Source organism: Microtetraspora malaysiensis, from assembly GCF_050947145.1.
GTDB lineage: Bacteria > Actinomycetota > Actinomycetes > Streptosporangiales > Streptosporangiaceae > Microtetraspora_A > Microtetraspora_A malaysiensis.
Genome location: NZ_CP191998.1, coordinates 5,217,402 through 5,241,867, shown reverse-complemented (window position 1 = coordinate 5,241,867; position 24,466 = coordinate 5,217,402). Strand labels below are relative to the sequence as shown.

Here is a 24,466-nt window from a genome sequence, read left to right as displayed (position 1 = left end):
CCGCGTCAGCTGGAGCCTCAGGTGAGGATCGGGATGAGCCCGAGTGCGAAGACCAGGTAGAAGCCGGCCGCCACACCAAGTCGTAGCGGGGTCAGCTTGTGGGCGCGCATGGTCGCCAGCAGGTAGACGATCGCCGCCATGGTGACCAGCCCCGACCACAGGAGAGCGCTGTCGAACTTCCAGGCGGTGAACAACAGCCCCAACCCGCTCGGCACGGTGGCCTGGATCATCATGGCACCGGAGATGTTGGCCAGAGCCAGTTTGGTCTTTCCCTGTCGAATCCAGATGATCGCATTCATGGTCTCGGGAAGCTCCGTGGCGATGGGCGACAGCAACAGCGCCGTGACGGAGGCGGACAATCCGATCATCGGGCCGATGATCTCAAGCTGGTTCACGAACAGACGTGACGCGAAGAAGATCACCACGAGAGTGGCCAGGGTCTGGGCGATCACCGCCCAGGTGGCCGGTGAGGCGGCCTTGGGCTGGAACTTCAGCGGTTCCAATTCCAGCTCGTCGTCCTCGCCGTCCTCGTCGTGCCCGCCGCGGATCTCCCGCCAGAAATACACGGCGTAGGCGGCGAAGAAGACCAGACCCAGCACGGGCTTGAACGCGAAGGCGACCAGGCCGAGCCCGACCTTGACGATGAAGATCGGCAGGAACCACTGCTGGTCCTTGGCCAGGCGGGCCATATCCCGCGCGGTCCCCAGGGCCTGCGCGGAGCTCCCCGGAGGGTCCGCCTCAACCGCGCCGGAGCCCGCCACCATGACAGCCGCACGGCGCTTGCGCCGGTGGAGGAGCAGGACCACACCGCTCACGCCGTACGCGACGGTGGCCAGGGCCAGCGGGCCACCCATGGCCGCGCCCACTCCGATGTTCCTGGCCTCCTCCGTGTCGCCGGTGGTCACCGCGACCAGTGTCACCACGGATTCGGGCAGCGCGGTTCCGAAGGCGGCCAGGATGGTGCCCACCGCCATCTTCCCGACATTCAGCCGCTCGCCCAGCCATTCGACCGCGTTGACGAACCACTCACAGGAGAAGTAGATCGCCACCGCGCAGGCGATGAGCAACAGGACATTCAGCACGACCTCGTCCAACCTTCCCGCATCCGCGGGGTTCGAGGTCGACCGGCGTGGAAGGCGGCGGTACGGCTTCGGCCCGCGATGCGCACACGTCATCGACAATAGGCCGAAGGTCTCGCCCGCCCGCATGAGATCGCAGGCCCGGCCACCGGGAGCCGGGGCTCCAGTGTGTCGATGACCGGTTTGCGGGGCTACTCCCCTTCGCAGCGGCTCAGCATAGCTCCTCATCGCGGTCTTCGAAAGCGGCCGGCGGGGCGCGGCAGGCGGACGCCTCGTGAGTACGGCTCAGCGAGCACCGCTCACGCTGAGCGGTACGGAACGATGAGAGCGGCGCGAGGGAACGGACCGCGCGCCACCTTCCCACGTCGAGGAACCGCACCCCGAGGAGACGAACGTCCATCATGGGCGCCAACCACAGCCACGGCACCTCCGCTTCGCCCCTGCCCGCCACCCGTAAGACGGTGTGGGCGACGCTGGCCGTGCTCGTGCCCATCACCCTGACGACCCTGGCCGCCCTGATCTGGTTGTGGCCCGGAGACCAGAGGCCCGCACGCCCGCCATCGCCCGGGTTGCCGCAGGTAACCGGGATGATCATCGGCGTCTACCCCAAGCCGTGCCCCGCTTTGCCGGAGGAGGTGGCGACCTCCGAGACCGCGTCGGCGACTCCCGATACGTGTGCCGACGTCCGGGTCCGGCTCACCAGCGGGCCCGAAGCAAATCGGACCGTCATGACGGAGCTGCCCAGCGGCCCCGGCGCGCAGCGGTTCGCCGCGGGCGACGACGTCGTGCTGGTCCACATGCCGCAGGACACGCCCGATGCGCCGCAGTACCTGTTGTCCGACCACGACCGATCCGCACCGCTCTGGATGTTCGTCGCCGCCTTCGCCCTGGCCGTGGTCGCCTTCGGCCGCTGGCGCGGACTGACCGCGCTGATCGGCTTGGCCGTCACCTTCGTCTTGCTGCTGGCCTTCATCATCCCGGCGATCCTCGCGGGCGAGTCGCCGACGCTGGTCGCCATCGTGGGTTCCGCGGCGATCATGCTCACGGTCCTCTACCTCACCCACGGCTTCACGATCCCGACCTCGATGGCCGTGCTCGGCACGCTGGCCAGCCTCACCATCACCGGCGTTCTCTCCGCGGTCGCCATCGACGTCGCCCACCTCACCGGGATGACCGACGACAGCTCGTTCATGCTGGACACCGGCTATCGCATCAACGCGCAAGGCCTGCTCCTCGCGAGCATCATCATCGGCGCCCTGGGAGTCCTCGACGACGTCACGGTCACCCAGGCCGTCACGGTGGGCGAACTGGCCGTCGCCAACCCCGGCTACTCCTTCGGCCTCCTCTACCGGGCCGCGGCCCGCGTGGGGCGCGCGCACATCGCCTCAGTGATCAACACGATCGTCCTCGCCTACGCCGGTGCGGCGCTTCCCCTGCTTCTGCTCTTCAGCGTGGGGGAGCAGCCACTGGGAGACGTACTGCGCAACCCGATCGTCGCCCAGGAGATCATCCGCAGCATCGTCGGCACGCTCGGGCTCATCGCGGCCGTCCCCATCACCACCGCTCTCGCCGCACTCACCGCCGCGCGGCAGACCTCACACGAGGAGCAGCCACCGCCTCCCGCGCGCCATCGACGGCGCGGCTCGCCCGACCCGGACGTCTGGTCGGACCTCCCGCCCGATGACAGTGCCTGGTCCGGTGCCGCTCCGCGTCCGGGACGGTGAGCGGGGCCGTTGGGCGCGCCCGGTGGCAGCTCCACGGCGTTCGCCATGTTCGGCGCCGTCGTGACCCGAACCAAGCAGATAGCCCGCCTGCTCAAGGCTGAGACCGGTTCGCTGGTGGGCACGAACCTTGGCCGGCAGCGAGCTGCCACTTGGGGCGGTGCCGCTCGTCATCGGGGATCTGGCGCCGCCGCCGCTGGGCGATCCGGCCCGCCTGATCGTTGTCGGCGGCCAGGGTGTCGTCCCAGCCCTCGGGGAGGAACAGCCGCCAACCGAGCGCGGCCGAGCAGGTGTCGGTCACCGCGTGCAGGCTGACGGCGATCTGACAGTTGGTGACCTTGCACTAAATAGGAGTGTGCAACGAACTGATCCTGCAGCATTTCGGCATCCGGATTAATGCGAGGCACATCAGCTACCCTTCCGAATCCCGTTCGCGACGATAGTCCCGATGCGACTTTTCGCATCTTCTGGCTAATCCCTGAGCCGATTTGTCGATAGTTCGACAACGCGGCCGTCCCATCAGCTATAAATCAGCTACCGTTCGCAGCCGGCAAAGGGGGGACGTCCCATGGCCAAAGCGCGTCAGAAGAGGCGTGCCGCTTCCGCCCCCCAAGCCGATGAGTCCGGGGGATGGAAATCCCTGCGGACGTGGCTGGCGGGAATTCTCAGCGCCGTGATCGTCGCGGCCGTCGGGGTGGTGTTCACCGCCTGGTTCAACGCGCGCGGCCCCGACGCCGTCGACAGCATCAGCGGCGAGCCCCCGATCAAGGTCGGCCACGTGGCCGTCGACTACGCCGCACAGGACACCACCCTGAGGCAACCGGTGACCGACCCTGCGGACCGGGCGGTCCTGCTGGGAGGCGCATCCGGCTCGCGACGTGACGAGGTCATGGCGCGCCACGACTGGGCCCCGCTCGAGACCGCCGACCTCACCGTCGTCCTCGTCGGCAACCGCAGCAGCCTGCGCATCGTCGACATCCAGCCGCGCGTCCTCGACCGCAAGCCCGTCTCGGACGGTGCGCTGTTCATCTACACCCCCGCCGGAGAGGCCGACACCATCGAACTGTCCGCCGATCTCGACGAACCCACACCCCGCTTCGCCACTCCCAAAGACCCGGACACCTCGTACTTCAGGAAGAAGCAGATAGACCTCAAACGGGACGAACGGGTCACGCTTTCCATGACGGTCACGGGCACGGCCGCTTACTACGCCTTCGACCTCCTGGTCACCGTGCTCGCGGCAGACCAGACCGAGCAGATGACGATCCAGGGGCCGGACAGGACCCCGTTCCGAGTGACCGGTACCTCCAGCACCTACCATGCCCACTACACGACCTCCCCGCTCGGCGGCTGGCAGCCGATCTCCAGGAGCGACGCGTGCGCGATCGAACGGAAGCTCGCCAAGGCCGGGAAGTGCTGACCGCGCGCGGGTACCGGTCGGTCGCGATCCTGGTCGTGGTCATCCTGGCGACCTGCTCGGCCGCGGCCGTGGACAACACCACGGGGCTCTCGCGCGTACCCATCGAATGGCGTGCGGTGTGGTCGGTGCCCACCGTCGCCGAGAACGGCAACAAATTTCTGAAGGCCCCGGGCCACGCCGTGTCCGGTCGGGCGGTCGCCGTGGCGACGCGCCAGGGCATCGTACGGATCCATGACCCGCGCACGGGCGCGCTCCAACGCACCATCCCCACCGACGCGGCCCAGCCCGCGCCCATCACCGGCGTCTGGATCGCGGGCGACACGCTCGTCGTCGCCAGAGGGATACCGGACGGTGCCGAGCAGGCCCTGTACGGCCACGACCTGGACACGGGTGCGGCGCTGTGGCGGCGTACGATCACCACGGCCCTCAGTCAACCCCGGGTGGACGACACCGGCTCGTACCGCGGCCCGCGGATCATGGTGACCGAGCGCGGCATCGTGGTGTTCGAGCGGATGGACGAACCGCTCGACATCCAGGCCCTGGATGCGCGGACCGGAAAGACCACGGCCCAGGCGACCTACCCGCGAAGCTGTCGGCTGACCGGCGCCGCGACGGCCCGATCGGTGCGGCTGCTCAGCTACTGCCAGGGGAACGAGCTGCGGCTGGCCTCGATGGATCCGCGCACCCTGCGGCAGGGATGGACGCGCCTGCTGCCGTCATCGGCCTCCCCGAAGGACGGAGGTCCGCCGATCAGGCTCACGGCCAACGCCGAAGGGTACGTGCAGGCCAGGGCGGGCGAGGACGACTTCTTCTTCGGGCCCGACGGCCGCCTGCTGTCCACCGGCTCGCAAGCCGTCAAGATCACCGATCCAGACCGCTGGAACCCGCCCCTGTATGCCGGCTTCTCCACCGTGGCGAACGACCGGGGCGGTATCTCCACCTGGCCGCTGCCCGCCTACTTGATCTCCGTGGACCCTGGCACCGGGCGACTCGGCGGGCTACCGATCGACCTGCCCGCCCGCCTGGTCTCCCTCGCCGGGGCGAGCCGGGACATGGCCTTCGTGTTCAGCGATGTCCCCGGGGACGGGCGGCTCACCGCGTACAGGCTGATCTACGGGACCGTCCACCCAAAGACTGCCTGGCCGGACGCCTGCGGCCTGCTGACCGGCCGCGACTTGGCGGCGTTCGCGGATGGCTACCGCGCGGCCCCGGCAACGGACGGTGCGGCGAAATGCGACTGGATACCGCTGGCCGACGACGGCGCCGTCGTCTCGCTGTCCGTGGAATGGGTGTCGTCGTCGGAGGCGAGCGCGCGCAAGCTGTACAGCGCCGAGGTCGCCGCCATCAAAGAGGGCGGCGACATCGATCCCACCACCGAGACGCCGGGCTTCCTGTCCTACACCGCGGCCACGACGAACGGCTTCTACGGCGCGACGATCATCAACGTGGGCCCCGTCATCGTCCGGCTGACCTCGTCCTCCCGGCAGGCGGTGCGGCTCATCTCCCCGTTGCTGCGCGACCGACTGCTCGCCCGGTACGAGCCGGACGCCCCCGCCCCCGCCCCCGCGCGCGACCGCGGATGGAGCTTCCCGACCGACGCGGCCGTGCGTACCGATCTGGTGGTGACCGGCGGCGTCGTCTATGCCACCAGCGGCGACGGCACGGTGTCCGCGCTGGACGCCGCCACCGGCGCGGTGCGCTGGCGCTTCCGGACGGGCGGTTCCATGATGAATGACCACGTGGTGGCGCACGGTTCCGTGTACGCGGCTAGCAGCACCGGCAGGCTGGTGGCGCTGGACACGGCCACCGGCCGCCTGAGGTGGAGCCGCAAGATCTTCGTGTTCGCCGACCTCGTGGTCGCCGCGGGCCGCCTCTACGTCTGGACCCGGCGCCCCGCCTGGTTCTCAAAGGCCAAACTCGTCGCGCTCGACGCCGCCTCCGGGAAGAAGCTGTGGACCTTTCAGCTACCGGGCGATGTGCTCAACCCTGATGCCGTGCCGGCCGGCGACGTTGTTCTCACCGGCGGTGACCACGGCATGATGTACGCGCTGGACCCGGCTACCGGAACCGAGAAATGGCGCTACCGGGCCGGCGCGGAACGCGCCCGCATCCAGCTGGTACGGGCCGGCGCGACCGTCTATGCCACGAGCAGCTACGGCGACGTGAGCGCCCTGGACGCCGTCTCCGGCGAGGTCCGATGGAGGTCACGGATCACCGGCACCCTCTCCCTCTACTTCCGTCCGGTGGTGGCCGGCGAGACCGTGTACGTGGGCGACAGCGCGGGCGTCACGTACGCGCTGAACGCCACCGCCGGCACGCTCCTGTGGAACTTCCGGGCCGAGGGCGACAAGCCCGCCTACCAATGGGACGCCGTGGTGGCGGACGGGCTCATGTACACCGCCGGCCCCGACCGTACGCTGTACGCGCTCGACGCGGCCACGGGCAAGGCGCGCTGGCGCCTCCCGCTGGACGGGGGCCGCGACACCGGTCCCGTGGCAGCGGGCGGAACCATCTACCTCTCCGACGTCGCGGGAACGCTGTACGCCCTCGACGCCGCGACCGGCACGGTGCGATCGCGGTTCCGGACCGGCGGCGCCGTCGAAACCGACCCTGTGGTGTCGGATGGCTTCGTGTATGTCGGCAGCTCCAACGGAAACATTTACGCACGGCCCACGACTAGCCCCTAGTTAGCTGTACACCTGAATCGCGGCACCCCAGCTTTCGATAGAGGCTGGGGTGTCTGACGTTTTAGGGCAGGGAGCGGGAGGAGCGGCCGGCGTCAACGCGAAGCACCCCGAAGGGGCCGCGTAGCGGTTGAGACCGGTGGCGGAGCGAGACCGTGGGGGTAGAAGGAGGGACTCGGCACATCACGACGGGCCTAGACGTCCGAGGTCCTTCTACCGGTCAGTGGCGTTCGGGTCAGGGGGCTGCCCACCACCCAAAGGCAGGAAAGTTGCTGTAGCGGCTGGGTTGCCGTAGGTCTCGGGCCGGTGGTGGGGTCGAGCTGATAGAAATCACCTTTCCTGTGGCCGCATCGACCTGTATGTACTGCTTCGAGGGAGCGGCGGTCGGGTGATTTGTTGTGGCGGCGGTGGCGGCAGGTGATGCGATAAGAGCTGAGGAGGCAATCGATGTCGCCAGAAGTGGCAGTATGAGCCATTTGCCGCTAATTGACTGCTTACGCATCGCCCCTCCACGGAACAATGGTGTTGCCGTGGTCATGAAGAAAACAGCGTAGCGGCGGTTCGGGATGATCCTCCATTTTGTTCCCTATTCAGGTAGTCGTGAAGCCCGCTTCGCCGGGCTTTCGCTCCGGTCCTTGCTCCCTCCGCTCCGCTCCCGCGATCCGGGTGAGCGGACAGCGCACTGGCCGCCGATCGCGGAGCCGGGCTTCCTGGTTGTCGGCGACAGGTCGGGGCATGAACTGTCTACAGGGGCGCTCACCACTTGACCTGCGGAAACAGATCACATGGTGGCGGCGCGTCCGCAACCTCACCGGGACATGGCCGCGCGGATGCGGTGCGGTCGGCCGCCGCCAACCGGCAGGGAGCCCGCCCGGCAGGCGGGCCGCCGTCCCCGCGGCGGTGAGGCGCCGACAGGAGGGACGGATCAGGTGAAGGCGTTCGTGATGAAGGAGATCGGGCGCGTGGGCTTCATGGAGAAGCCCGTTCCGCAGCCGGGCCCGGGGGACGCCATCGTACGGACGACGAGGGCCCTCATCTGCACATCGGACTCCCACACGGTCAGAGGCGGCATCGGCCCCCGGGAGAACCTGACCCTGGGGCACGAAGCGGTGGGCATCGTGCACGCCGTCGGAAGTGAGGTGGCGTACTTCCGGCCCGGCGACCGCGTCCTGGTCGGCGCCATCACCCCCGACTGGGGCGACCTGTCCGCCCAGAACGGCTACCCGTCGCAGTCCGGCGGGCCGCTCGGAGGCTTCAAGTTCGCGAATTCCAAGGACGGAGTGTTCGCCGACTATTTCCACGTGAACGAGGCCGACGCCAATCTCGCGCGCATCCCCGACGGCATTGCCGACGAGATGGCGGTCTACTGCGCCGACATGCTCTCGACCGGATTCATGGGGGCCGAGAAGGGGAGCATCCCGATCGGTGGCACCGTCGCCGTCCTCGCGCAGGGCCCGGTGGGTCTGATGGCGACCGCGGGGGCCAGGCTCCGCGGCGCGGGCCTCGTCGTCGGGGTCGAATCGGTCCCACGCCGGCAGCGGCTCGCGCGCACGTACGGCGCGGACGAGATCGTGGACTTCGTCAATGAGGACGTCGCCGGGCGGATCCTGGAGCTGACCGGGGGCGAGGGCGTCGACACCGCCATCGAGGCGCTCGGCGCGGATGCGACGTTCCAGACCGCGGTCAAGATAACCAAGCCCGGCGGCACGGTATCCAACATCGGCTATTTCGGCGAAGGGGAGTTCGTACGCATTCCCCGCGTCGAGTGGGGGGTCGGAATGGCCGACAAGACGATCGCCACCGGCCTCTGCCCCGGAGGCAGGCTGCGCATGGAGCGCCTGCTGCGGGTCCTGGAGGCCAAGCGGGTCGACCCCTCCCACATGACGACGCACGAGTTCCGCTTCGATGACATGGAGCGGGCCTTCGAGGTCGCGGACCAGAAACTCGACGACGTCGTGAAAGTGCTGATCACCTTCTAGCTCTGTACTCTTCCGGCGCTGCGGAAGTGAGGCGGCATGATCAATTCGGATCCACCGTTCCGGCCGGTTCGCAGGACTGACGGCTACCTCCCGTTGGAGGATCTCGGCCTCATCGGGGACGGCGCGACGGCCGCGCTGGTCGGTCTCGACGGGTCCATTCCGTGGCTGTGCCTTCCCCGGTTCGACGCCGAGCCGCTGTTCTGCGGGCTGCTGGATCACGCACGGGGCGGGCATTTCACGATGAGGCCGGAGGAACTGGTGGAGGCCCGGCAGCGGTACGCGCCCGACACCGGGGTGCTGGTGACCGAGTTGCGCAGCGCCACCGGCCTGGTCCAGGTCACCGACGCGCTGGCCCTGCGCTCCGGCGCAGACCTGACCGATGACGCTCCCGTCGACAGGGCCGAACTCGTCCGGTCGGCCGTCGTCCTGGCCGGGAACGTCCGCCTCCGGGTGGACGTGGAGCCCCGCGGCGGCGCACAGGCCAGGGCCCTGCTCAGCGGGCTGGAAGTGCGGGCGTACCGGCGGCCGGACCTGCGGCTGCACCTCCGCGCCAACCGTCCCCTGGCCGGTCTGCACACCACGCACGACCTGGAGCAGGGCGACCGCCTCGACCTGGTGCTGTCCTGGGGACGCTTCCACCGTCACCACCGCTTCGACGCCGAGGCGATGCTGCGGGGGACCGCGGACGCGTGGCGTCGCTGGATGACGCATTTCCACTACGAAGGGCCCGAGGAACCGCTGGTCAGACGCGCCGCGATCACCCTGAAACTGTGCGATCACTGGGTCAACGGCTCGCTGGTGGCGGCGCCCACGTCCTCGCTGCCCGCACCGATCGGTGGGGTCCGGAACTGGGACTATCGTTACGCCTGGATCCGCGACGCGGCCTTCGCCGTGTTCGCCATGCGCCGCATCGGCTTCGCCGGCGAGGCGGGCGCCTTCCTCGGCTGGATCCTCGACGCCTTCGAGCAGAGCCGGCGGCCTCGGATCATGTACGACGTCGACGGCAGCCCGGTACCCGACGAGGTCGAGGACGGCGAGCTGGAAGGCTACCGGCGCTCCGGCCCGGTGCGCTGGGGCAACGGGGCGGCCGACCAGCGCCAGCACGATGTCTACGGCGAGGTGCTGGACTGCGCCGACCAGTGGCTGCGCTCCGGCGGTGACCTCCAGCCCGCGCTCTGGCAGAGCCTGGCCGGGCTGGCCGACGCCGCGGGCCAGGCGTGGCGGCAACCGGATCAAGGCATCTGGGAGGTACGCGGCGAAGGCCGGGTGTTCACGTACTCGGCCGGGATGTGCCAGGTGGCCGTGGACCGGGCCGCGGCGATCGGTGAGCGGCTCGGGCTGCCCGGGCAGGTCGCGGCGTGGCGCGCCTCGGCGGAGCAGCTGCGCCGGCTCATCCTGGCCCAGTCCTGGAACGAGGAGGCGCGGTGCCTGAGTGAGCACCTCGACGGCAGCGGCGGTCTGGACGCCAGCCTGCTCGCGCTTCCGCTGCGCGGCGTTGTGCCCGCCGATCACCCGCGGATGGTGGCCACCACCCGGGCCATCGCCGATCGCCTCTCGGCCGGCGGCGGCCTGCTCTACCGCTACCTGCACGATCAGTCGCCCGACGGCATCTCCGGTGACGAGGGCGCCTTCCTGCTGTGCAGCTTCTGGCTGGTCGACAACCTGGTACGGCAGGGCCGGGTCGGAGAAGCCGGCGAGCTCTACGCGTCCCTGTGCGCCCGGGCGAGCCCGCTCGGGCTGCTGCCGGAGCAGATCGACCCCTCGACCGGCGCGTTCATCGGCAACTTCCCGCAGGCCTTCAGCCACATCGGGGTCATCGCCAGCGGAGTGAACCTCACACGGGCGAAGGCAGGCGCGACAGCATGATCGATCGACTTGCGGTCTTCGGAGCGACCGGTGACCTCAGCGCACGCTATCTGCTGCCGGGGCTGGCCGCCCTGCGGGCGGCCGGGCAGCTGGGCGACGGGTTCCAGCTCACCTGCGCCGACCTGGCGAGCTGGGACGACGAGCGGTTCCGAGGCTGGGCGGCCTCCCAGCTCGACCACCACGGCGCCGCGTGGCCGGTGGACGCCAGGGAGGCGATCATCGGCTCGGCGCGCTATCGGCGGGCCGATATCACCGACGCCGCCGACGTCGCGTCGGTCGTCGCCGGTGCGGGACCCGTCGCTGTCTATCTCGCGCTGCCCCCGGCGCTCTTCCCCGTCGCGATCCAGGCGCTGCACCGGGCGGGCCTGCCGCCGGGCAGCCGGATCGTGCTGGAGAAGCCGTTCGGCGAAGACCTGGACAGCGCGGTCGAGCTGAACCGGCTGCTCGCCGACCTCGTGCCGGAGCGGGCGGTCTTCCGGGTCGACCACTTCCTCGCCATGTCGACCGTGCAGAACGTCCTCGGCAGCAGGCTCGCCAACCGCGTGCTGGAGCCCATCTGGAACAGCACGCACATCGCCGAGGTGGAGATCGTCTGGGACGAGACCCTCACCCTGGAAGGCAGGGCGAGCTACTACGACGGCGTCGGGGCCCTCAAGGACATGGTGCAGAACCATCTGCTGCAGTTGCTGTGCCTGGTGGCCATGGAACCGCCGATCACTATCGGCGAGCGCGATCTGCGTGACCGGAAACTCGATGTGCTGCGGTCGGTGCGGCCCCTCACCGGCGACGATGTCCTGCGCCGTACCCGCCGCGCGCGCTACCTGCCCGGCCGGATCGGTCACCGTGACGTTCCCGCCTACGTCGACGAGGACGGCGTGGACCCGGGGCGCCGAACGGAGACCTTCGCCGAGGTCGAGCTGGTACTCGACTGTTGGCGCTGGTCGGGAACGACCTTCCGGCTCCGCAGCGGCAAGGCGCTCGGGACTGACCGCAAGGAGGTCGCGGTGCGCTTCCGGCCCGTGCCCTACGTGCCCTTCGGCCACCACGGGGAAGCCCTGCCCAACGTGCTTCGCTTCGGACTCGAACCGGAGTGCGTGACCCTGGATCTGACGGGCATCGGTTCCCACGCGCGCACCTTCGTGCCGCTCGCGCTGACCGCGCGGATGGAGCCACCCGACCTCCCCGCCTACGGCCGGCTCCTGTTGGACGTCCTGAACGGGGATCCCACCCTGTCCATCCGCGGTGACGAGGCCGAGGAGGCGTGGCGGATCCTCGCGCCCGTGCTGTCCGCCTGGTCGAGGGGCCTGGTTCCGCTGGAGGAGTATCCGGCCGGCTCGGACGGGCCCGCTCCCGGGCAGCCGTAGGGAGGCGCCTTCCCAGGCGCCGCGGATTCCCACGTTCGGCAGATCCCCGTCGCGGTCCTCCTTGTCGATGCCGGATGGCGGAAACTGACGCTGATGCGGATCGCGCGCCCCTTCCTGATCACGGCGGTCATCGTGCCGTTCGTGATGCCCGGCTTCGATCTGCAGGGCCGGGGTCTGCTGCTGGAGATCGTGGTGGGTGCGCCGCTCGGCCTGGCGGCGTATGTTCTTGGGCTTCGCGATGCTGATCGCGCAGCGCGGCAGTCTCTCCTGCGCTCGAAGCGCCTCGCCCCGGCCGCCGTCAGCGCGGCAGGGGGCGTTTTCCCATTGAAGGTGGGCTTACGCCGCCTCTATGGCGGTATGTACCGTGGCGATCACCCCTTTGCTCGACATGATCCCCGGCTTCCGGAACGCATGGCGGCGGTCACCGAGCTCACCGACCGACAGGATGGCGTCCTTGCCCCCTTCCACATCGATCACCACCCCCTTTGGCCCTTTCGTCGACCGGTCGATCAGCGACCTCGGCGCGGATTTGCGGGCCGGCCGGACCACCGCGACGGACCTCGTCCGTGCCGCGCTCGACGCCGTCACCCGGCTCGATCCGCTCGTGAACGCGTTCGTGACCGTGGCCGCCGACCAGTCGCTGGCCGAGGCCCGGCAGGCGGATCGCGAAATCGCCGACGGCGTCGACCGGGGCCCACTGCACGGCATCCCCGTCGCGGTCAAGGACCTCATCATGGTCGCGGGCCGGCCCACGACGATGGGGTCACGGCACTTCGCTGATCACGTGCCCACCTCCGACGCCGCCTGCGTGCGGCAGCTGCGTGCGGCGGGCGCGATCATGGTCGGCCAGACCACCACCCACCAGTTCGCCTACGGGCCGACCGGGGATCGCTCCGCCAACGGGCCCGTCCGCAACCCGCACGACCCCGAGCGGATGACGGGCGGATCCAGCGCCGGAAGCGCCGCCGCGGTGGCCGCGGGCATGGTTCCTCTGGCCCTCGGCACCGACACCGGAGGTTCCGTCCGGATACCGGCCGCACTGTGCGGGATCGCGGGTTTCAAGCCCGCGTACGGCAGGATTCAGGCCGACGGCGTCTTCCCTCTGTCGGAGACGCTGGACCACGTCGGCCTGTTCGCCCGGGACGCGGAGGACTGCCGGATCGCGTACCAGGTCCTCGTTCCGGACGGTCTGCGGCCGGCCGGGCGGGAGCCTCGGGTCGCCTGGCTCGACACCGGCGCGCTGTCCCCCTGCGACCCCCGCGTCCTGCGTTCGGTCCGCGCGGCGCTGGAGGCCGGGACCGGCCCCGTCAGCGAACTCTTCATCGCGCCGCGAGTCGTGCAGGACCTCCGTGAGGGGTTCACCGCCATCCAGAGCGGCGAGGCGGCGGCCGTGCACGCGGACCGCATGGCGGAGACGCCCGACCTGTTCGACCCCGAAGTCCTCGAACGCCTCCAGGGAGCCGCCGCCGTGCCGGCCTGGCGGTACGTCCGGGCGCTGCGCACCCGCCCTCTGCTCGCCGAGGCCGTCGACGGGTTGTTCGAGCGCCACGACGTCCTCGCGCTGCCGACCGTGCCGCTCACCGCGCCCTTCCTCGGCCAGCGGGAGACCGAACTGGACGGCACGCCCGTGGCCGTACGGAATGCTCTGCTCGCGCTGACCAGCGCGTGGAACCTGCTGGGCCTGCCCGCGCTCACGGTCCCGGCCGGGACGGTCGACGGCCTCCCCGTCGGGTTGCAGTTCCTCTGCCGGGCCGGTGACGAACGGCTGCTCTTCGACGCCGCCGCCCTCGTCGACCGCGCGGTCCGGGACCTGCCGGCCACGGATGTCACGGGGGTAGAGGGAGGACGGGTGACCGCTTAGGAGGAGCCGATCCAGGCCGTCGGCGGCGCGTCTCGCGCCGCCGACGGGGCCGGGGTGGGTGATCGGGTCAGGCGGGTTCCCCGACGCTGGTCACGATCGGGCCGACCTGCCGGATCTGGGGAACGGTGGTGACCATGTGGGCCACCACCCGCTCGCTGAGGCAGATGTAGCGATGCGGGATGTCGCCCGGGGGCCGTACGAAGTCGCCGGCCGCGAGATCGACCGGTTCGCTGACGGGCCCGGCCCGCAGCTTCCCGGTGATGACGTAGAGGTGATGGAGCGTGCCGGGGGAGTGGGCGTTGATGATCTTCGGCTCTTTCGGGCCGCGCTCCAGGCTTCGCCCAGCCGCTCGAGGTGCTCTTCGGCGGCATCGACCGGGTACCCGTTGTGCCCGTCTTCGTCAACGGCGTCGCCGCCCCGCTCGGCCCGGTGAGCCGGATCCGCGCCCTTGGCACCGCCGTCGGGCAGGCCGCCGCCGAACTCGACAAGCGGGTGCTGTTCATCGGCTCCGGCGGCCTCTCGCACGACCCGCCGGTTCCGGTGCTGGAGGGCGCGCCCCCGCGATCGTCGCGGCGGTGTCCCGGGTGACCCCCGTGGCGTACGCGGAGATCGTCGCCTCCATCTCCTCGCGGTCGGCGGGCCCGGGCACCCGCGCCAACATCGACGAGTTCACCGAGACCACCTCCCACGCCATCGAGAAGGTCGGCGGCGCGGCCCGCGGCAAGGCGATCATCATCCTGAACCTGGCGGATCCGCCGCTCATCATGCGCGACACCGTGTTCTGCCTGATCGGGGACGCGGACCAGGACGCCGTCCGCGCGTCGATCAGCGAGATGGTCGCGCAGGTCGCGGAGTACGTCCCGGGGTACCGCCTCAAGCAGGAGGTGCAGTTCACCCCGATCCCGGCGGACGAGCCGGTGCACACGCTGATCCCCGAGGGGTCGGGCCCGGTGACGACCCGTGTGTCGGTGTTCCTCGAGGTGGAGGGCGCGGCGCACTACCTGCCCGCGTACGCCGGCAACCTCGACATCATGACGTCGGCCGCCCTGCGGGTCGCCGAGTCGATCTCCCGTCGCGCCGTCGCGCCCGTCGTGCTTCCGACAGTGACCAGACCCCCGAGGAGGTGGCCCGGTGACCAGCCCCGTCGCTCAGCGGCTCTACATCCAGGACGTCACCCTGCGTGACGGCATGCACGCCATCCGGCACCGCATCGACCCCGCGGACGTGGGCCGGATCGCCGCCGCTCTCGACGCGGCCGGAGTGGACGCGATCGAGGTCGCGCACGGCGACGGCCTGGCCGGCGGCTCGGTGAACTACGGTCCCGGCAGCCACACCGACTGGGCCTGGATCGAGGCTGCGGCGAGCAACGTCAAGAACGCCGTGCTGACCACCCTGCCTCCGGCGCCCCGGGTCATTTGTCGACTCCGGTGCTCATGATGCCCCGGACGAACGTGCGCTGGAAGCAGACGAACAGCAGCACGGGCACCGCGATCGTCATCATCGTGCCGGCCTGGATGTAGGCGGGGTTGTGGGTGTAGAGACCGTTGAAGGCGGCGAGCCCCACCTGGAGCGGCTGCAGGTCAGGCTGTCCCGACAGGTAGACCAGCGGGGTGAAGTAGTCGTTCCAGGTGTAGACGAAGTGGAAAAGGGTGACCGCGGCGATCGCCGGCCACGCCTGCGGCACGATCACCGAGCGCAGGGTGCGCAGCGGTCCCGCCCCGTCGATCGAGGCCGCCTCGTCCATCTCGCGCGGGATGGTCATGAAGTACTGCCGCAGCAGGAAGACGTTGTAGGCGTTGGCGAAGAACGTCGGCACGAGCAGCGGCAGCCAGGTGCCGACCCAGCCGATCTTGGCGAAGACGGTGTACATCGGGATCAGCGTCACCGTGGCGGGCAGGAAGATCGTGGCGATGAGCAGGGTGAACAGCGGTCCGCGGCCGGGGAAGCGGAAGCGGGCGAAGCCGTAGGCGACCAGCGTGCAGGACAGGACGGTGCCGAGTGTGCCGATCAGCGCGATCGCGACGGTGTTGAACAGCAGCCGGGGAAAGTCGATCAGGTTCCACACGTCGGAGTAGTTCGACCACTGCGGTGCCAGGGTCCAGCTCGGCTGAAGGCCGCGCCAGGAGCCCCGCCAGGTGATGACCCCCTTCTCCGGCTCGGCCGGGTCGACGAATCCGCTCTCCGTGCGTCCCTTCTTCACCAGGGCCAGCTCGCGGACCGCGCCGTCGACGGGCACGAGGTACACGTCGTACCGCTGCCCCCGGTAGGTGTAGGTGCGCGGGTCGGACGGCAGAAGCGGCGCGTGCGCCTGGCTGATCTGCCGCTCGCTCTTGAGCGACGTCAGCGTCATCTGCGCCAGCGGGGCCAGGAACGCCACGACGATGCCGAACATCACGATCGTCATCAGCGCGACCCGGGTGCGTCGGGCGATGTGCGGTGCCACCGGATCACCTTTCGCTCGTGTAGTGGACCCAGTGCCGGGACAGGCGGAACAGCACAAGGGTCACGATCAAGGTGATGACGAAGAGCAGCCAGGCCAATGTCGACCCGTACGACATCTCCTGGAAGGTGAAGAACGTCTGGTACAGGTAGAGGTTGAAGAAGCGGGTCGCTCCGCCGGGGTCGCCACTGCCGTCGAAGAGCACCAGTGGGACGAGGAAGTACTGCATGACGTCGACTACGGCGAGGATCATCGTGTAGAAGAGCACCGGCGACATCATCGGGATCGTCACATGGCGCAACCGGCGCCACCAGCCTGCCCCGTCGAGCCTGGCCGCGTCGTACAGGTGGGTCGGGACGGCGCGCAGTCCGGCGAGGTTGATGATGATGCCGGAGCCCAGCCCCCACAGGCCGATCAGGACGAGCCCGGGGATCACCCAGGTGGGGTCGTTCAGCCAGCTCGGCGGGTGGGCGACGCCGATCCAGCGCAGGGCCGAGTTGATCCAGCCGTCCTCGACCAGCATGTTCTGCCAGATCAGCGCACCGGCCACGAACGGCACCACGTACGGCATGAACAGCAGGACGCGTAGCAGCCCGCCGCCGCGCACGTTCCGGCTGTTGACGGCGACGGCCAGCAGGAACGGCAGGACGACGACCACCGGCAGCCAGAGCAGGGCGAAGCGGGCGGTCACCAACAGCGAGGCCCACGCCTGCCCGTCGCCGAAGAGCCGCCGGTAGTTCTCCAGGCCGACGAACCTGAGCGGCTCCGACTCGGACAGCGAGACGTTGAGGAACGTGAACGCGAACGTGGCCACCATCGGGATCGCGGTGAACGCGAGGAACCCGATGATCCACGGGAGGATGAACAGGAGCCCGTGCCGGGCTTCCCGGCGGGCCATCCGGGACATCCGGGACATCGTGGCACGCCGGCGGACAGGGACGGCGGTCACCGAGACCGGTCCCAGACGTCCTGGATCTCGTCGCGCATGTTCTTCAGCTCCACGTTCATGTCGAGCCCGCTCTTGGTCATCCAGCGGCTCCGGTAGGTGCCGAGGATGGAGAGCGTCTGGTTGTACTTCGGCGTGTACGCCTCGGAGTGCGGCTTGTCGGCGTACCGCACGCTGTCCTTGACGACCTGCCAGTCGACGGTGTTGGTGAACTGGCCGGCCAGTTTCTGGAAGAAGGCGTCCTGGTCGGCGGTGCGCGCCGGCATCGCGCCGTACGCGGAGAGGAGCTCGCCGGACGCCGGGCCCACCAGGTAGCTCAGGAACGCGAACGCCTCGGCCGGGTGCTTGCTCCCAGCCAGGATCCGGAAGGTGTCGGCGCTGGTGGGTGAGGTGGTCGTGCCGTCGTGCGAGGGCATCGCGGCCAGGTTCCAGTCCGTGCCCGCGCCCGCGACGCCGTACGTGGACCAGAGGAAGTTCACGCTCATCGCGACGTGCCCGGAGAAGAAGGCGGCGCCGTCGCCGTTGAACTGGTCGGTCTCGAAGACCGGCCCGGTCATGATGAACCTGTCCTTCCACATGCCGTCGTAGAAGAAGCGCCACGCGTCGGCCCACGCGTCGGGGATCCGCACGGTTTTGCCGTCGCCGGAGTCCAGCGATCCCGCGCCGAAGGCGGCGCCCTGATAGCGCAGGTCGTCGCGGGCCGGCTCGAAGCCGTACTGCACGATGTTCTGCGGATCGAAGCCGTCCTCGGTGGCGTCCTTGCCGTTCTTGTCGACGGTCAGCTTGAGCGCCAGCTCCTTGAGCGTGTCGTCGTTCCACTCGACCTCGCGGCCGTCCGGCCACCTGTACTTCTCGCCGTACTTGTGCGGAGGCTCGGCGAGACCCGCCTCCTCGAACAGGTCGGCCTTGTAGTACAGGGTCGAGGGGTAGATCGCGAACGGGAGGCCCTCCCGCACCGAGCCGATCCGGTAGAGGTCGGCCGTGCCCTCGGCGTACGAGCCGAGGTCGACGTCGCCGGACGTGATGAACGGGCCGAGATCGAGCCACTGACCGTGGAAGGCCGCGGCGCCGCCGACGCCGACGGGGCCGACGACGTCGGGCCCGTTGCCGGAGGCGATCTGGGTCGCGAGCGTGTCACGGGCGGAGTTGTAGGTGACGACCTCCAGCTTCACCTTGATGTCGCGATGGAGGGCGTTGAACTTGTCGATGACCGCCTGCTGCACCTTGACCTGGTCGGCCTGCTCGCCGGTGCCGAGGCAGCAGTACCAGCGCAGTTCCACCGGCGCGGCGCCGGTGCGGGTGCCGGCGCCGGGGCCGCAGGCGGCGAGGACCAGGGCGGACACGATCACGGCCAGGGCGGGCAGGAGCCGGGGGCGGGTCCCGTTCATGCGTCTCCTTCAGGGGGTGTCGGTCTCCCCGGTGCCGGGTCGGGGGGACGAAGGATGCTTCCTTCGAAGGACAGGCGGGCCCTGTCGCCTCTTATGTAGCTGCGGGTGAACTCGATCGGCTCGCTCTCGGGGCCGAACGCGACCCCCTCCACGAGCAGGGCCGGGCGACCCGACGGCTGGTCGAGCAGGTGGGCCTCGTGCGCCCGCAGCAGCACCGGCTCGATGGCCTCGCGGGCGCGCACGACCACGGCTCCGTACTGCTCGGCCAGCAGGTCGTACAGGGAGTTGCGTTCGAGGTCGTGGTCGAGCAGGCCCGTGAAACGGTCGGCGGGGAGGTACACCTGTTCCAGGAACAGCGGCTCGCCGTCGGCGATGCGCAGCCGTTCGAGGTAGATGGTGTGCGTGCCCGGGGGCAGCGCGAGCGCGGCGGCCACCACTTCCCCGGACGGCTCGATCCGGGAGGTGATCAGCCTGGTGTCCGGGTCCATGCCGTGCATGCGCATGAGGTCGGCGAAGCTCCCGCTGTGGCCGATCTCGACCTCCAGCCGGGGATGCAGGACGAACGTGCCGCGTCCCCTGGTGCGCTCCAGGCGGCCTTCGCGGGTCAGCTCGTCCAGCGCTCGCCGTACCGGGATGAGGCTGCAGCCGTAACGGCGGGCCAGCTCACGCTCGGGGGGCAGGCGGTCACCGGGGCGCCATTCCCCTTCGTCAAGCGCGGTGCTCAGGTCCAGATACACCTGGTGGTGCAGAGGGGTCGAGCCGGATTCCAGCCGATAGCGGGCCACCAGGTGTTCCGTCCCTCCGGTTAAGGATAGGAATCCCTACCAAGCGGTTGATTGATGATAATCTTGTCAGCAACAATCGCCATGGCTGTCAAGCCTGTCAAGACGGCAACAACCGACTCCCTCGACACAGAGGTAGACAAGACATGGCGAAGTCCCCCCGACAACACGCTTCCTGGCGGGTCGCGCTGACCTTCGACGTCGAGCACGCCGACCGCCCCGCTCACCCGGACGGCACCCGGCTCGTCCTCGACACCCTGGCCGAACGCGATGTGGTGGCGACGCACTTCGTCCAGGGCCGCTGGGCCCAGGCGCACCCGGCGCTCGCCAAGGAACTGACGCGGCACGGCCACCTGATCGGCAACCACTCCCACCACCACGCGCGGATGACATGGCTGTCCCCCCAGGGGCTGGCGGGCGACGTACGGCTCGCCGAGCAGACCATCCGCCGCATCACCGGGCACGACCCCCGGCCCTGGTTCCGCTGCCCGTTCGGTGACGGCACCGACGACCCGGCGGTCCTGGCCGCCCTGGACCGGCTCGGCTACCAGGAGGTGAGCTGGCAGGTGGACGCCCTCGACTGGCGGACGAAGGCCACCGGGCCCCAGGTCGCCCGCACCGTCATCGAGCAGGCGACCGCGCACGGCGACGGCGCGGTGGTGCTGTTCCACCCATGGACCCTCGCGACCGGCCGCGCCATGCCGCTGGTCATCGACGGCCTGCGCGCCGCCGGTGCCCGTTTCGTCCGCCTGGACGAGCTCGGATGAGCGCCCCGCGCCTGGCCATCGCCGGAACCGGCTACATCGCCGACTATCACGCGCGCGCCATCGCCGCCGGTGGCGGCGAACTGGTCGCGGCCGTCAACCACCGCGCCGAGTCCCTGGCCGCGCTGTCGGAGCGGTACGGCTTCCACCGCCGCTACCTCGACCTCGACCGGCTCCTGGCCGACGGCGAAGTGGACGCGCTCATCGTCGCCACGCCGAACGCGATGCACGCGCGGCAGACGGTCACGGCACTGGAGGCGGGACTGCCGGTGCTGCTGGAGAAGCCGATGGCGATGACGGCCGCCGAGGCCCGGGCCGTCGCCGCCGCCGAGAGCCCGCGCGCCCGGGTGACGCTCGCCCACTGCCTGCGCTTCGACGAGCAGGTCGGCTGGCTGCGCGACCTGGTGCGGGACGGGACGCTCGGCCGTCCCGTACACACGACGGCGTACGCCGTGCACGCGGGGTTCGGCCCCGGCGGTTGGTTCACCGATCCCGCCCTGTCCGGCGGCGGCGCGCTGATGGATCTCGGGGTCCACGCCATCGACGCCAGCCGCTACGTGCTCGGAGATCCGCAGCCGGTCAGCGTGACCGCGCATTGCGGGACGCACTACCGGGACCTTCGGGTCGACGACACGGCGATCCTCACGATCGTCTGGGACAACGGGGTCACCTCCGGCGTCGAGGCGGGCTGGTGGCATCCGCACGCGCCCGGTCCGTCGGGGAGCGTGCATGTGTGCGGCACCGAGGCGTACGCGCAGACCTTCCCCGGCACGCTCGTGCGCGCAGGGGCGGAGCCGGTGCGGAAGTTCCCGGCAGAGCTGTCCGAGCAGGCGATCCAGCGGAGGTACGACGCGCAGATGCGCGCGTTCCTCGGAACCTTGGCCGGGGCCGAGCCCGCGCCCGGCGCCGCCGACGGCATCACCTCGATGCGCATCATCGACGCCGCCTACCAGAGCGCGTCAAGCGGCCAGACGATACACCTGGGGAGGGACCGATGAGGTCGTGGTTCGTCGAGTTCGTCAAGCCGGGGGAGGTCCGGGTGGCGAACGAGGACGTCGCACCGCCCGGCGCGGGCGAGGTGCTCTGCCGTTCGACGCTTTCGCTGATCAGCCCCGGCACCGAGCTGTCCTGCCTGCGCGGCGACTTCGACCCGGGCTCCAACTGGGAGGAGTGGGTGCGCTACCCGTTCCGGCCCGGGTACAGCATGGCCGGGGTCGTGGAGGCCGTAGGAGCGGGCGTCACGAACCTGCGGCCGGGTGACCGGGTGCAGAGCTACGCCCCCCACCAGGAACTGATCACGCTGAACGTCAGTGAGGCGCGGCTCCTCCCCGATGATGTGTCCGACGAGGAGGCGGTCTGGGTGCCACTGGTCGTCACCGCCGCCGCCGGCGCCGCCAGGGCGGCGATCACCATGGGCGAGACCGTCGCGGTCCTGGGGCTCGGCCCGGTCGGACAGCTCGTCGTCCAGTACGCCGTCGCGCACGGCGCCTCGCGCGTCGTGGCGATCGACACCGACGCCCGGCGCCTCGGCCTGGCGCGGGAGAGCGGTGCGACGGACGTGCTGGCGATGCCCGCGGCCGACGCCCGCTCCGCCGTCGCCGACCTGACCGGCGGGCGTCTCGTCGACGTGGTCTTCGACGTCACCGGCAGCCCCGCGGTGCTCTCCCAGGCGGTGCGGCTCGCGCGCCGGCTGGGCCGCGTCGTGCTGCTCGGCGACACGCCCACGCCGTCCAGGCAGATGCTCGGCCCCGGCGTGGTCAGCGACTCGCTGACGATTCTCGGGGCGCACGCCGACATCGTCTCCGACGACCCGTCGGCCGGCCCGCTCAACCGCGACGCGGTGACCGAGCTGTACTTCCGCCGTCTCGCCTCGGGCGCCTTCCGCACCGCCGGGATGATCGCCGGACGGGTGTCGCCCCTGCGTGCGGCGCAGGCGTACGAACAACTGCGTGACGGCGACGCTCCGGCCGGGGCGATCTGTTTCGACTGGTCCGCGCTGCCGTAGGGTCGGCCGAGATGATCGCCGCCGCGATCCAATTAACGATCTTGCGCTTTTAAGCCGTTCTTGAGTTCGGACGTGGTTCCTACGACCCGGGCAGTCCGATCAGCCCAGGCTGCGGCCGTACCAGGCGTTCAGCTGGGAAGAGCCGGTAGATCGCCTCGCGCACGGCCGCGTGCTGTGCGCGGACGATGAAGGACTTCGGGGTGGTGCCGCAGAGGCGGCGGAGCCGGGGAGACTCGTCGAGCAGGCTCCGGATGAGATCATGCTGCGTGGTCAGCCGCCGCGTCCGCCCGTGCGCGTCGACGAGATGGCCGTGCTTGCCCACGTAGACGAAGCACCGCGGCAACGGCGCCCCGGACGCCGACACGACGGGATGCCGTTCCGCTGGCAGCCGGCACCGCCGATAGTTCGGCTCCGTCCGGTCGAGAGCGGCAAGTTCGTCGTCATCGAGCCACAACACGAACAACCGGGAGACCTCGGCCGCCTCGACCGGGACCGCGGGAACGTACCCCGGCCTGCTCACGTGCGCCGAGACCCCGGGGATGATGCCGGGCACCTCCGCGAGGGTCATGGGAACCACCGGCCGCACGGAGTGGCGCAGAAGCTTCCGTCGCATCTGACCGGGCGAGGCGTTCGACCCGACCGCGACCACCGGGTGGCGTGCGCTGAGCCCGCTGACACCCAAGCTCTGCAAAAGCCCGTCCAGCGTGACGGTCGCGCCGTCACGGCAGACGATCCACTGCCCGACAGGCAGGTGCGGCACCGGACGAAGCGGGATGAAGCGATTGTCGAGCAGCACACCAGAGGTGTCCGGGATCCGTCCAGGGTAGGTGAGAGGACTCGCGATCGGATCGGTTTGACATAATTTTCCCACATCATGTCAACTTCCATCACGTCTCAGTCATTCCTCGGTAAAGACCCACCCACCTCTGCCACCCAGGACACGGATCGTGGCAATGGAAACGCCGGAGGGGCAAGACCACAGCTGCTAGTAGTGCTTTGTTACTTTGGGATCTTGTCTGAGATGATCTGCTGGACGGTCGGCGTAAGTCAATGGTGCCGATGGCGGAGCGGCTGGGAGTGGATCACCAGCGGCTGCAGCAGTTCATCACCTCCTCGACCTGGGACTATCGGGCGGTGCGGCGGCGCCTTGCGGCTCGGGCGGTCGGGCTGGTCGCGCCGGAGGCGTGGGTGCTGGACGACACCGGGCATGTCAAGGACGGAGACGCCTCCCCGGGGGTGGCCCGGCAGTACACCGGCACGGCAGGCAAGGTCACCAACTGCCAGATCGCGGTCAGCGTGCACGCGGTAACCGACACTTGCTCGGCCGCACTGGACTGGCGGTTGTTCCTGCCTGAGCGCTGGGACGATGCGCTGACCGCCGACAGCGGTGAGGCGGCCCGGACCGCCCAGCGCCGTCAGCGCTGCCAGATTCCCGACGAGGAACGGCACCGCCCCAAGTGGCAGCTCGCCCTGGACATGCTCGATGAACTCGCGGCTTGGGGGCATGTGCCGCCGCTGGTGGTGGCCGATGCCGGGTACGGGGACATCACCGCGCTACGGCTCGGCCTGACTACGCGGAACATCCCCTACATCGTGAGCGTCAAGGGCACCACCAGCGCCCACGCCGCCGATGCCGTGCCGGAGACGACACCGTATGCGGGGACGGGCCGCCGGCCGACTGCCAGGTACCGCACCAAGCCGTCCAACCTGCGTGAACTGGTGATGTCCGCAGGCCGTTCCCAGCTACGCCGGGTGACCTGGCGATACGGCAGCAAGCACACCAAGGGCAACCCCACCGCGAAAATGACCTCCCGGTTCATCGCCTTGCGGGTGCGCCCGGCCAACCGCGACATCCCTCGCAGTGAGGACGGCCAGCTGCCCGAGTGCTGGCTGCTGGCCGAATGGCCGCCCGGCGAGAGCGAGCCCACCGACTACTGGTTGTCCACCCTGCCGGCTGATATCCGGCTGCGGGACCTGGTACGTCTGGCCAAGATCCGCTGGCGGATCGAGCATGACTACCGGGAGTTGAAGACCGGCCTTGGCCTGACGCACTTCGAAGGCCGCTCCTTCACCGGTTGGCACCGCCACGTGACCCTGGTCTCGGCCGCACACCTGTTCCTTACCGAACTGCGCTTGACCAGCCCAAAAGCAGCTGGGGCGGCCTGAC

Annotated in this window: 18 protein-coding genes and 3 pseudogenes; 14 read left to right on the top strand and 7 right to left on the bottom strand. The window is 69.8% G+C overall.

Annotation, left to right across the window (positions count from 1 at the left end):
* Positions 1-17: 17 nt before the first annotated feature.
* The gene (locus ACQP1V_RS24860; RefSeq protein WP_433412195.1) at positions 18-1,082 is read right to left on the bottom strand and encodes a sodium:calcium antiporter; all 1,065 of its coding nucleotides are present in this window, start codon (positions 1,080-1,082) and stop codon (positions 18-20) included.
* Positions 1,083-1,480: 398 nt separating this feature from the next.
* Here ACQP1V_RS24860 and ACQP1V_RS24855 point away from each other — a divergent pair, with 398 nt between their 5' ends.
* Positions 1,481-2,803 (top strand): YibE/F family protein, encoded by a 1,323-nt coding sequence (locus tag ACQP1V_RS24855; RefSeq protein ID WP_433412193.1) that lies wholly within the window; start codon positions 1,481-1,483, stop codon positions 2,801-2,803.
* 91 nt (positions 2,804-2,894) lie between these two features.
* Here ACQP1V_RS24855 and ACQP1V_RS24850 read toward each other — a convergent pair.
* A pseudogene (locus ACQP1V_RS24850) lies at positions 2,895-3,128 on the bottom strand (transposase); the annotation flags it as partial.
* Positions 3,129-3,473: 345 nt separating this feature from the next.
* Between ACQP1V_RS24850 and ACQP1V_RS24845 the strand changes: the two are divergent.
* The 9 genes and pseudogenes from ACQP1V_RS24845 (at position 3,474) to ACQP1V_RS24805 (ending at position 15,411) form a co-directional block, all read left to right on the top strand.
* Positions 3,474-4,220, top strand: a complete 747-nt coding sequence (locus tag ACQP1V_RS24845) for a hypothetical protein (protein ID WP_433412191.1) — start codon at positions 3,474-3,476, stop codon at positions 4,218-4,220.
* Complete coding sequence (locus ACQP1V_RS24840; protein ID WP_433412189.1) at positions 4,178-6,907, top strand: PQQ-binding-like beta-propeller repeat protein; 2,730 nt, start codon at positions 4,178-4,180, stop codon at positions 6,905-6,907. Before ACQP1V_RS24845 ends, ACQP1V_RS24840 begins: the two co-directional genes overlap by 43 nt.
* A gap of 926 nt (positions 6,908-7,833) precedes the next feature.
* On the top strand, positions 7,834-8,883 hold the full coding sequence (locus ACQP1V_RS24835; protein WP_433412187.1) for an NAD(P)-dependent alcohol dehydrogenase: 1,050 nt from the start codon (positions 7,834-7,836) through the stop codon (positions 8,881-8,883).
* Positions 8,884-8,919: 36 nt separating this feature from the next.
* Positions 8,920-10,749 carry a glycoside hydrolase family 15 protein gene (locus ACQP1V_RS24830; protein ID WP_433412185.1) on the top strand — a complete coding sequence of 610 codons (1,830 nt, stop codon included), beginning with the start codon at positions 8,920-8,922 and terminating at the stop codon, positions 10,747-10,749.
* The gene (locus tag ACQP1V_RS24825) at positions 10,746-12,113 is read left to right on the top strand and encodes a glucose-6-phosphate dehydrogenase (RefSeq protein WP_433412183.1); all 1,368 of its coding nucleotides are present in this window, start codon (positions 10,746-10,748) and stop codon (positions 12,111-12,113) included. The genes ACQP1V_RS24830 and ACQP1V_RS24825 overlap by 4 nt, the downstream gene beginning before the upstream one ends.
* A 454-nt stretch (positions 12,114-12,567) precedes the next feature.
* On the top strand, positions 12,568-13,974 hold the full coding sequence (locus ACQP1V_RS24820) for an amidase (protein WP_433412181.1): 1,407 nt from the start codon (positions 12,568-12,570) through the stop codon (positions 13,972-13,974).
* Between the two features lie 345 nt (positions 13,975-14,319).
* Positions 14,320-14,562, top strand: a pseudogene (locus tag ACQP1V_RS24815) (hypothetical protein); the annotation flags it as partial.
* On the top strand, positions 14,550-15,158 hold the full coding sequence (locus ACQP1V_RS24810; protein ID WP_433412179.1) for a hypothetical protein: 609 nt from the start codon (positions 14,550-14,552) through the stop codon (positions 15,156-15,158). The pseudogene ACQP1V_RS24815 and the gene ACQP1V_RS24810, both read left to right, overlap by 13 nt.
* Complete coding sequence (locus ACQP1V_RS24805; protein WP_433412177.1) at positions 15,106-15,411, top strand: hypothetical protein; 306 nt, start codon at positions 15,106-15,108, stop codon at positions 15,409-15,411. Before ACQP1V_RS24810 ends, ACQP1V_RS24805 begins: the two co-directional genes overlap by 53 nt.
* Here ACQP1V_RS24805 and ACQP1V_RS24800 read toward each other — a convergent pair.
* The 4 genes from ACQP1V_RS24800 to ACQP1V_RS24785 are packed head-to-tail and all read right to left on the bottom strand — an operon-like array spanning position 15,386 to position 19,533.
* Positions 15,386-16,417 (bottom strand): carbohydrate ABC transporter permease, encoded by a 1,032-nt coding sequence (locus ACQP1V_RS24800; protein WP_433412175.1) that lies wholly within the window; start codon positions 16,415-16,417, stop codon positions 15,386-15,388. The genes ACQP1V_RS24805 and ACQP1V_RS24800 overlap by 26 nt on opposite strands.
* Before the next feature lie 4 nt (positions 16,418-16,421).
* Positions 16,422-17,321: a carbohydrate ABC transporter permease gene (locus ACQP1V_RS24795; protein WP_433412173.1), complete on the bottom strand. Its 900-nt coding sequence runs from the start codon at positions 17,319-17,321 to the stop codon at positions 16,422-16,424.
* 38 nt (positions 17,322-17,359) lie between these two features.
* Entirely contained in the window at positions 17,360-18,748 is a 1,389-nt protein-coding gene (locus tag ACQP1V_RS24790; protein ID WP_387417065.1) for an ABC transporter substrate-binding protein, read from the bottom strand.
* Positions 18,745-19,533: a GntR family transcriptional regulator gene (locus tag ACQP1V_RS24785; protein ID WP_433412171.1), complete on the bottom strand. Its 789-nt coding sequence runs from the start codon at positions 19,531-19,533 to the stop codon at positions 18,745-18,747. Before ACQP1V_RS24785 ends, ACQP1V_RS24790 begins: the two co-directional genes overlap by 4 nt.
* Positions 19,534-19,676: 143 nt before the next feature.
* Between ACQP1V_RS24785 and ACQP1V_RS24780 the strand changes: the two genes are divergently transcribed.
* Genes ACQP1V_RS24780 through ACQP1V_RS24770 form a run of 3 tightly spaced genes read left to right on the top strand, consistent with a single transcriptional unit; the run spans position 19,677 to position 22,299 of the window.
* Positions 19,677-20,297: a polysaccharide deacetylase family protein gene (locus ACQP1V_RS24780; protein WP_433412169.1), complete on the top strand. Its 621-nt coding sequence runs from the start codon at positions 19,677-19,679 to the stop codon at positions 20,295-20,297.
* Positions 20,294-21,292 (top strand): Gfo/Idh/MocA family protein, encoded by a 999-nt coding sequence (locus ACQP1V_RS24775; protein ID WP_433412167.1) that lies wholly within the window; start codon positions 20,294-20,296, stop codon positions 21,290-21,292. The genes ACQP1V_RS24780 and ACQP1V_RS24775 overlap by 4 nt, the downstream gene beginning before the upstream one ends.
* The gene (locus ACQP1V_RS24770; RefSeq protein ID WP_433412165.1) at positions 21,289-22,299 is read left to right on the top strand and encodes a zinc-dependent alcohol dehydrogenase; all 1,011 of its coding nucleotides are present in this window, start codon (positions 21,289-21,291) and stop codon (positions 22,297-22,299) included. The genes ACQP1V_RS24775 and ACQP1V_RS24770 overlap by 4 nt, the downstream gene beginning before the upstream one ends.
* A 79-nt stretch (positions 22,300-22,378) precedes the next feature.
* Here the strand turns inward: ACQP1V_RS24770 and ACQP1V_RS24765 are convergent, their stop codons facing one another.
* Positions 22,379-23,095 carry a hypothetical protein gene (locus ACQP1V_RS24765; protein WP_433412163.1) on the bottom strand — a complete coding sequence of 239 codons (717 nt, stop codon included), beginning with the start codon at positions 23,093-23,095 and terminating at the stop codon, positions 22,379-22,381.
* Positions 23,096-23,325: 230 nt separating this feature from the next.
* Here ACQP1V_RS24765 and ACQP1V_RS24760 point away from each other — a divergent pair.
* A pseudogene (locus tag ACQP1V_RS24760) lies at positions 23,326-24,465 on the top strand (IS701 family transposase); the annotation flags it as partial.
* Between the last annotated feature and the right edge of the window lies 1 nt (position 24,466).